7 protein-coding genes are annotated in these 8,463 nt (G+C 74.6%); 1 reads left to right on the forward strand and 6 read right to left on the reverse strand.

Annotation, left to right across the window (positions count from 1 at the left end; all coding sequences use genetic code 11):
* The 6 genes from E6J59_00985 to E6J59_01010 form a co-directional block, all read right to left on the reverse strand.
* On the reverse strand, nt 1–708 hold a 708-nt coding region (locus tag E6J59_00985), incomplete at its 3' end, for an NCS2 family permease (protein TMB23901.1).
* 75 nt (nt 709–783) lie between these two features.
* Nucleotides 784–1,764 (reverse strand): LysM peptidoglycan-binding domain-containing protein, encoded by a 981-nt coding sequence (locus E6J59_00990; protein ID TMB23902.1) that lies wholly within the window; start codon nt 1,762–1,764, stop codon nt 784–786.
* A gap of 14 nt (nt 1,765–1,778) precedes the next feature.
* Complete coding sequence (locus E6J59_00995) at nt 1,779–1,964, reverse strand: hypothetical protein (GenBank protein ID TMB23903.1); 186 nt, start codon at nt 1,962–1,964, stop codon at nt 1,779–1,781.
* A gap of 76 nt (nt 1,965–2,040) precedes the next feature.
* On the reverse strand, nt 2,041–4,821 hold the full coding sequence (locus E6J59_01000) for a DUF3999 domain-containing protein (protein ID TMB23904.1): 2,781 nt from the start codon (nt 4,819–4,821) through the stop codon (nt 2,041–2,043).
* Entirely contained in the window at nt 4,131–7,052 is a 2,922-nt protein-coding gene (locus tag E6J59_01005) for a DUF2339 domain-containing protein (protein ID TMB23905.1), read from the reverse strand. Before E6J59_01005 ends, E6J59_01000 begins: the two co-directional genes overlap by 691 nt.
* Nucleotides 7,053–7,065: 13 nt before the next feature.
* Nucleotides 7,066–8,094 (reverse strand): zinc-binding dehydrogenase, encoded by a 1,029-nt coding sequence (locus E6J59_01010; GenBank protein TMB23907.1) that lies wholly within the window; start codon nt 8,092–8,094, stop codon nt 7,066–7,068.
* A gap of 147 nt (nt 8,095–8,241) precedes the next feature.
* Here E6J59_01010 and E6J59_01015 point away from each other — a divergent pair.
* A partial coding sequence (locus E6J59_01015) for a hypothetical protein (GenBank protein TMB23906.1) occupies nt 8,242–8,463 on the forward strand: 222 nt, incomplete at its 3' end.

Here is an 8,463-nt window from a genome sequence, read left to right on the forward strand (position 1 = left end):
GTCGAGACGTGCGAACGTGGGCGCGAGCGACGGCGGCGCCGCCAGCAGGCGGTGGTACGGCACGAGGCCCAGCGCGACCGCCGCGACGCCGGTCGCGAGCGTGCCCGCCAGGATCGCCCCCCGGTACCGGCGCGCGCGCAGCACCCCGACGAGCAGCGTGCCGCCCATCGCCACCAGCACGGCCGGATGGTGCAGGTCGCCCAGCCGGACGAGCGTGCCCGGCGCCGCACGCACCACCCCGGCCCACTCGAGGCCGACGAGCGCCAGGAGGAGCCCGATCCCGGCCGCGATCGCGTGCTTGAGCGACGCCGGGATCGCATCGATCAGCCGCTCGCGGAGCCCGACCAGTGAGAGGACGAGGAAGAGGACGCCCGCGATGCAGTTCGCGCCTAGCGCCACCTGCCACGAGCAGCCGAGCCCGCCCGCCGCCACCGGGCCCGCCACCACCAGGGCGAAGTAGAAGTTGTGCCCCATCGCCGGGGCCACCGCGATCGGGTAGTTGGCCCACAGCCCCATGAGCGCGGTCGCGAACGCCGAGGCGAGGCAGGTGGCGGCAAGCACGGCGCCTGGCTCCATGCCCGTCGTCGCCAGCACGGCGGGCTGCACGAAGACGATGTAGGAGAGTGCGGCGAACGTGCTCGCCCCACCGACCACCTCGGTGCGCAGATCGGTGCCGCGGGCGCGGAGCTGGAAGAGACGGTCGATCACCCGGCGCGCCGGCGATAGCAGAGCGCGCCCGGTGGCAACAAGCGCCGTTACGTGTCCGATCGGCGTCCGGCCGGCTCACAACGCGCGCCGGCCGTCGGGCGAGACGCGGAGCGGGACCCCCGTCGGGCTCGCGAGCGCGGCGTCGAGGAGCCGCCGGTCCACGCGGCTCGCGAGCTTCTCGCGCGCGAGGGCGGTGCGCGCCGCGCCGGCGAGCGAGCGCGTGTAGCGGTAGATGTCCCGCTCCACCTCGACGTAGGCCGCGCCATCGCGCCGGCCGACCTTCACCGGCTGGTAGGTGAACTCGACCGGCGTGCCGACCTCCACCAGCCGGAAGAGCCGCTCGATGTCCTCGGGGTAGAGACGGACGCAGCCGTGGGTCGCCTGCATGCCGATGCCCCACGGGACGTCCGTGCCGTGGATGCCGTAGAGCCGGTGCGTCAGCTGGAGGCGGTAGCCGCCGAGCGGGTTGTCGGGCGCGCCGCCCGGGATGGCGCGCCGCGCGTCGCCGCGCTCCGCGATGTGCTCGCGGCGGATCGACTCCGGGATGTACCAGGTCGGGTTCACCTGCTTCGATCGCACCCGGAACTTGCCGCGCGGCGTGCGCCGGTCGTCGCGCCCGAGGCCGACGGGGTACGTGGTGACGAGCGTCGTTCGCGGATCGTCGGGCGCGGGGCGGAAGTAGTAGAGCCGGAGCTCGGGGATGTTGACCACGATGCCCTGGTACGTGCAGCAGGGCAGCACCCACTCGGTCGGCACGACCACCTCGGTGCCGACGGGCGGCACCCACGGGTCGAGGCCCGGGTTCGCGTCGACGATCTCGTTGTAGCCGAGGTCGAACCAGCGCGCGACGTCGAGCAGCGTGTCGCCGGCGCGGATGCGGTAGCGGCGGACGGCGCCGATGACCGTCTCATCCGGCACGCGCAGGCGGTGGGTCGGGATCGCCTTCCGCGCGAAGGCCGCCTCGTCCCACGCCGCCGGCGCGTGTTCGGCTCCGGGCGCGCCCAGGCGCGCGCGCAGCGCCGCGCAGCCGGCGACGAGGAGCGTCGCCGCGACCAATCCCGCCGCGCGCTTCAGGACCCGTACCGGTCGATGACGTTCACGCCGACGGTCGCGAAGCGGTCCATCGACGCGAGCGCCTGCGCCGCCTCCTCGAGCGCGATGATCCTGCGCACGAGCTTCCAGCGGCAGCCCATGCGCGCGCGCGGCGTCGGATCGGGCACGTCGCGGACGATGCGCGGCCGACAGATGGCTTCCATGACTGCGGCTCTCAATCGGAACTCCGTGTCTCGCCGCCCCGCATACACCCGACGCCCGGCGCGCGTCGAGGGCACTCTACGCCGGAGGCGGAGGCGTGTCGCCCCCGGAGCGTGCGAGGCGCAGCGTCAAGGCGGTCAGCACCACCACCGCCGCCACCAGCACGGTCCAGAGGAGCACCTGCGGCACCAGGTCGCCGCGGCGCTCGATCGCGAGTCGAGCGCGGCTGTAGTCCGGATTCGGACCCGACGCCCTCGCCTCGACCGGCGCGCTGCTCACCGCGAGCACGACGTCGCGCACGCGGGTCAGCTCATAGCTCGGCGCGCTCGCCTTGGGGTCGCCGACGAGGAGGAAGTAGTCGCCGGCCGGGGCGGCGAGGAAGAGCTCCGGGAGGATCAGGCGCGCGCGGGCGGCGCGGAACGCGAGCGGCGCATCGTCCCCGTCCTGCACCACCAGCTCGAGCGCGACCACCCGAGCCGGAGGGAAGTCGACGCTCACCGGACGCGGCTTCCCGATGCGCTGCACGAGGCGGCCCTGCGCGAGCGTGCTCTCGCGCTTGTCCTCCATGGTCGCGGTCAGGCGAAACGCGCGGTCGAAGAAGGGCGTGTCGGTGTCGAGGACGATCTGGTCGAGACGGATGGGTGAGACCGGAAGGGCGAGGCGATAGCGCGACACCCGCTCGCGCCGGAGCGGGCTCGGGATTCCGAGCGGCTGCCACTCCGGCGCCGCATCGGGCTCGAGGAGGTAGGGCCACTGGCGCGCGGCGGCGTCGACGACGCGGACATCGGCCAGGTCGGGGCGCGCGTGCGCCACGTCCTCGGCGCGCAGGCGCAGTAGCGAGAGGCCCTCGGAGGACGGCCGCACGCCGAGCGCGCGCCGCTCGCTGTAGAGACGCGTGTCCACCACGGCGCCCGGCCGCATCGCGAAGCCGAGCGCGGGCGCGCCGTCGAAGAGCGGGTTGGCTTCGACGCTCCCGAGCCGTGCGGCCACGGCCGCGGACGGGTCACGGAGCCGCGCGGCCGCGCTCGCCCGCTCGCCGGCGAGCGCCTGACCCGACGCGGGAAGGAGCCCCGCCAGGTCGTAGCGCGGAGCGTATGCGCGCCCGCCGCCGAAGTAGAGCACGGCGGCCGGCTCCGCGCCCCCGCCGGTCGCGAGCGAGAAGACGAGCGAGGGCTGCCGCACCACCGCCGCGAACGTGAGCCCGTCGAGCGGCGCGCTGTCGCCGTCGATGATCTCCACGCGCAGGCGCTCGCCGCGCGCCGGGCCGAGCGTCATCTCGCTCTCACCGACCGCGGCGATGGCCTCGAGGCGGAAGAGGCTCGCGCGGCCGAGCAGGACGTCGTTGCCGCCCGGTCGCACGTCCCACACCTCGATGGTGCGGTCGAAGGCCGGGGTCGCGGTCTCGAGGCGCAGCACGTCCGGGACCAGGCCGTGCGGCCTTGCGAGCTCGACGATCGTGCGGCCGTCGGCCTGTCTCCGCGCGAGCTCCTGGAGCGGCACCGACGCCTCCTCGCGCGGATCGAGGAAGCGGGCGCTCTCGAAGACGAGCCGCGGCTCCAGGTAGAAGCCGTCCTCCCCCTCGAGCGTTACGGTGAGGCGCGCTCCGGCGAGCGGGGGGAGCGTCACCCGCGTCTTCTCCTTCGCAATGTTCGGCAGGCGGAAGAGCGAGCCGTCGTCGACGATGCGGCGCCAGCCGCCGTCGGGCGCCTCCGCCGTGATGTCGACCCGCCGCACGAAGCGCGGCCGGTCGGTCCTGAAGACGAGCTCCCAGGCGCCGGCCTGCGGCGCCGTCGCGGGCGCCGCCAGCGCGTACGACTCGCGCTGCCGAGGCGGGCCCTGCTCGCGCCGCATCTCCTCGCGTTGCACGTCGAGGATCGCCGCCTCGACCGTCTCCTTCACCTCGACCCGGGTGCGCGCCTCCGGGCCGGTGTCGATCACGTATGGAACCTCGCGCCCGCGACGATCGAAGACACGCAGGTCGGAGAGGTCGGGCCGGCAGGCGGCGAGCACCTCCGCCGGCACCTTCAGGCGCGAGAGCCCGCCGGGTGCGGCCACGAAGACGGCCGCCTGCTCCGGGAAGAGCCGGCGCAGGTCGGCGTCGGCCCGCTCCTCCGCGCGGGCGGGAAGGGGGACGAGGCCCAGCAGCGCGACCAACACGCGCTCGCGCCTCACGTCCCCTCCGCCGATGGCCCGCGGAAGACGAAGCGCTGGTACGCGAGCGAGACCGCGATCAGCGCCAGCGCGAGCCCGAGCAGCGACGCCACCCGGTAGAGGTCGTGCAACTGGCCCAGGTCGTGGAGAAAGACCTTCGCGATCGTGATCATGAAGAGGCCGAGGCTCACCCAGCGCAGCCCGATGCTCCGCCGGCTCATGCCGATGGCGAGCAGCACGAGCGCGTAGACCGCCCAGGCGAGCGACGTGGTCAGGTCGCGCCCCGCCATCCGCTCGAAGCTCACGTGCAGCATCGGCCCGGTCGCGAACCAGTCGGCGATCGCGAGGTTGATCCAGACGAAGATCACGACCAGCGCGGCGAACCCGGCCCCGAGCGCGCCCGCCGGCATCCCGTGCACGTACAGCCGCTCGCGCTCCCAGCCGCGCGCGCGGGCGAGCTCCCGCGGACGGAGCAGCGCCGCCGTCCCGAGCAGCGCCACCGCCGGCACCAGGTAGGTGTAGAGGAGCCAGTTCACGATGCGGAAGGCCGGCCGCGGATAGTAGCCGAGCACCGCCGGATTCGCGACCAGACGGACGGTGACGGCCCAGAGCAGCGCCAGCCCGAAATACTTGAGCCCCGGGTAGTCGAGGCGGACCCAGAGCGCGGTCACCGCCAGGCCCTCCAGCGCCCAGCCGATCGTGATCCACTCCTTCTCTAGCTGGAGCGGGATGGCGACGGTGACGAAGCCCATGGCGACGGCGCCGAACCACGCGATCACGCCGACGCGAATGGGATCGCTCTCCGCCCAGCGCTCGCGCGCCCGCACCGCGGCGGCGAGCGACACCAGAGCCAGCACGACGGGCAGGAGACCGATCGTGCCGGCGCCGAAGCGGAACAGGTAGAGGCGCCGGAGGGAGAGGAACCAGGCGGGGGCGGCGAGCGCGGCCCCGTACCAGGCGAACCGATCGGCACGGAAGCGGGCGCCGGCGAGGAACGGCCAGGCGGTGAAGAGGAGCACGGCGGCCCCCTGCAGGAGGAGCGGCGTGGTCTCGCCGGGGCCGCGCAACGCCCCCGTCCAGCCCCACTGCACGAACGCGGTGGCGAGCGCCGCCCCGAGCACCCCCGGACCGGAGCAGAGGCGCGTCGCGCTGAGCGCGACCAGCACGCCGAGGGCGAGCGTCGTGCCATGGAACAGCCAGAGCGGCGGGAGCGGCGCGCCCGGCACGGGCACGCGCGCGAGGAGCAGCAGCGCGGCCAGCCCGGCGGCCCCGTACTCGGCCATGCGGCGGGCCTCGGGCGCGCGGCGCGCGAGCGCGACCACCTGGAAGGCGAGCGCCGCGCCGAGCAGGACGGCGAAGTACACCCACGGCGGCGGAAATCCGAGCTGCCGGCCGTGGACGCTCTCGACCTCCGCGAGCGCGACGCCCATCCCGAACGCCGCCACGAGGTGCAGGAACTCCCGCGAGGGGAAGGTCGCGTGCCGGATGAGGAGAACCGCGAGCCCGGCCGAGCCGGCGAGCCACGGCCACGGCTGCGCCAGCGACGTGCTGGCCGACCCGACGATCAGGAGCACGAAGAAGCCGAGGCTCGCGAAGATGGCGGCCGGCGCGGGGCTGCCGACGCCGCCCGGCTCGTGCTCCCACTCGACGAAGACGTGGAACGTGAGCGCGAGGACCACGCACCAGAGCGCCGCCTCCCACGCGAGCCCTGCCCCCACCGCGCGCGTGAAGAGCCACGCGCCCAGGATAGCGACCGTCGCCGCGGCCGCGCCGAGCCCGATGCGGTAGGTGCGCTGCACCCGCGTGATCCAGCCGGCGGCGGCCGAGAGCGGGACGAGCAGGATGCCGTACGGATGGAAGTGCAAGCCCAGGCGCGTGCGGCTCGCGAAGTAGAGCACGAAGGCGAAGGGCACGAGCACGCCGCCGGCCTGGGCGATGAGCCATTCGAGGTCGGTTTCCTCGCCGCCGGCGAGCCGCGGCGCCACGGCGAAGAGGAGGGCGAACGCGCCCAGGATGGCGAGCCCGAGCAGCAGGCGGTCCGGCCCCATGCGCGTCCCGATCCAGAGCGCCTGGTAGAAGACGGTGCCCGCCAGGCTGAGCAGCGCGAGCACGGGCCAGCGCCGCTGCCGCGCCAGGTAGAGGAGCCCGGTGTCGAGGAGGAGGACATAGCCGAAGAGGCCGATGGGCCGATCCGCGCCGGTCGAGAGCAGGAGCGGCGTCAAGAAGCCGCCCACCAGACCGAGCGACGCGATCACCTGCGACCCGTGCCGCCAGGAGAGGATGCAGCCGCTGGCGGTCACGGCGACCATCAGCACGAACGCAACCGGTATGGGCACGAGGCTGTAGCGGATGCTCGCGGCCCAGAACGCGGCGTAGAGGACGACCATGCCGGCGCCGGCGAGCGCGTCTGCCGTGCGCGCGTACCGCCGGCGGAGCGTCCACTCCGAGCCGGCAATGGAGGCGACGCCGACCACGGTGCCGAGCACGACGCGCAGCCAGGGCGGGATCAGCCCGTGCTCGATCGAGTACTTGAAGAAGAGAAGCCCGGCCAGGGCGAGGGCGACGCCGCCGAGCCCCGCCGCCGCGCGGACACCGAAGAGCTGCTCCCAGTCGATCTCCACGCGCGGCGCGGAGACGGGCGGCGGGACGGCGGGCCGCGGGGCGCCCGCCGGCGGCGGAGGCGGGGCCGCGGGGCGCTCGCGGAACGGCGGAGCGGCCGCCTGCGGCGGCACCGTCTCGGGCGCTGCCACGGGTGCCCGCGCCGGCTCCCGCTTCTCCGCGTGGTCGGGCGCCGCTTCCCGCGCCCGGAGCAGCGCGCGCAGCTGCTGCACCTCGCGCTCGAGCGCGGCGATGCGCTCCGCCAACGAGCCGCCCGTGGCGGTGCGGGCGATGGCGACGACCGCCAGGACGAGCGCTACGACACAGACCAGCCCGAGCATGCCGCCGGTCAGCTCATCGCCACGGCTCGACCAGGATCTTCGCGTGCGCGTCGGGGCGCGCGAGCGCCTCGAACGCGCCCGGCACGCCGTCCACCCCCACCCGTCCCGTCACCATCGGCGCGACGGGGATGCTCCCCTCGGCGATTGAAGCGAGCGTGCCCGCGAACTCCTCTGGCGTGTAGCCGAGCACGAACTGCAGCGACAGCTCCTTGTTGATGCCGTGCATGGGGCGGATGCGATCGTCCTCCATGCACACGCCGGCGACCACGACCCGCGCCTCGCGCGGCGCGTCGCGCATGAGCTGGTGGAGGAGCCCGGGCACGCCGACGCACTCGAAGAGGACGGCCGGGCGCGCGCCGGCGGCGGCCTGCCAGGCCTCGATCGGGCGCTGCCGCGCCGGATCGACGACCACATGCGCGCCCATGCGCTCGGCGAGCGCGCGCCGGGCGGGCGAGAAGTCGGCGGCGACGATGGGGCCGGCACCGCGCAGCCGGAGCGCCGCGATCACGGCCAGGCCGACGGGCCCACAGCCGATGACGAGCGGCGCATCCCCCGCCTCGAGCCGCGCCTTGGCGACCGCGTGCACGCCGACCGCCATCGGCTCGGTGAGCGCGGCGTCCTCGGTCGCGAGCCCGTCCGGCACCGGAAGTGCGAAGAGCTCCGAGAGCACCATCAGCTCGCCGTAGCCGCCGGGGTAGTCGTTCGAGTAGCCGATCGCCTGCACGCCGCTCGCGTCCGCGGTGAGCGGCATCGAGACGACCCGCGTCCCGCGCCCGAGCGCGCGCTGCGTATGCGGCCCGAAGTCGAGCACCTCGGCGCAGAACTCGTGCCCCATGACCACGTCGCGCGCCGGGTCGAGCGTGAACGGCACGCCCGACTCGCGCGCCGCCTCGACCATCCTGGGCGCGTGCCGGAGCGCGTGCAGGTCGGAGCCGCAGATGCCGCAGGCGAGCGTGCGGACGAGGATCTCGCCCGGACCTGGCACCGGATCGGGGAGCGTGTCCACCAGCAGGCGCGCGTCCCGCATCACCGCGGCGCGCATCACGGGGTCTCCCTCATTCGCCGCCTCGAAATAGCACGCGGACGCCGCCGAGGACACCGCGGCCGAGACAGGCTCGCCCGGCACAGCGGGCGCGTCTTTCAACCCGATCAGGTCGCATGATAGCCTTCCGGCCGGGGGGGCGGGGCGATGATGAGGAGGAAAGCCTTCATACTGGCGGCTCTCGCGGCCGCCTTGCCGGTCCGGGTGGAGGCCGCCGCGACACTCGCCGTCACGAGCGTCGATCGGTCGCATCCGGGTGTCGTGCACATCGCCGTCCGCTACCGCGGCGGCCGGACGCCGAGCTTCCGCCTGACGCCGACCTGCGGCAGCGGCGCGCCCGGCGAGTGGGTCGTCGCCTCGACGCTCCGC

The organism is Deltaproteobacteria bacterium (assembly GCA_005879795.1).
GTDB lineage: Bacteria > Desulfobacterota > Binatia > DP-6 > DP-6 > DP-6.

What these genes read in the sequence shown, in the direction of transcription:
- E6J59_00995 (TMB23903.1), bottom strand. Translation starts at nt 1,964, where the DNA reads ATGGAAGCCATCTGTCGGCCGCGCATCGTCCGCGACGTGCCCGATCCG.
- E6J59_01005 (TMB23905.1), bottom strand. Translation starts at nt 7,052, where the DNA reads ATGCTCGGGCTGGTCTGTGTCGTAGCGCTCGTCCTGGCGGTCGTCGCC.
- E6J59_01010 (TMB23907.1), bottom strand. Translation starts at nt 8,094, where the DNA reads ATGCGCGCCGCGGTGATGCGGGACGCGCGCCTGCTGGTGGACACGCTC.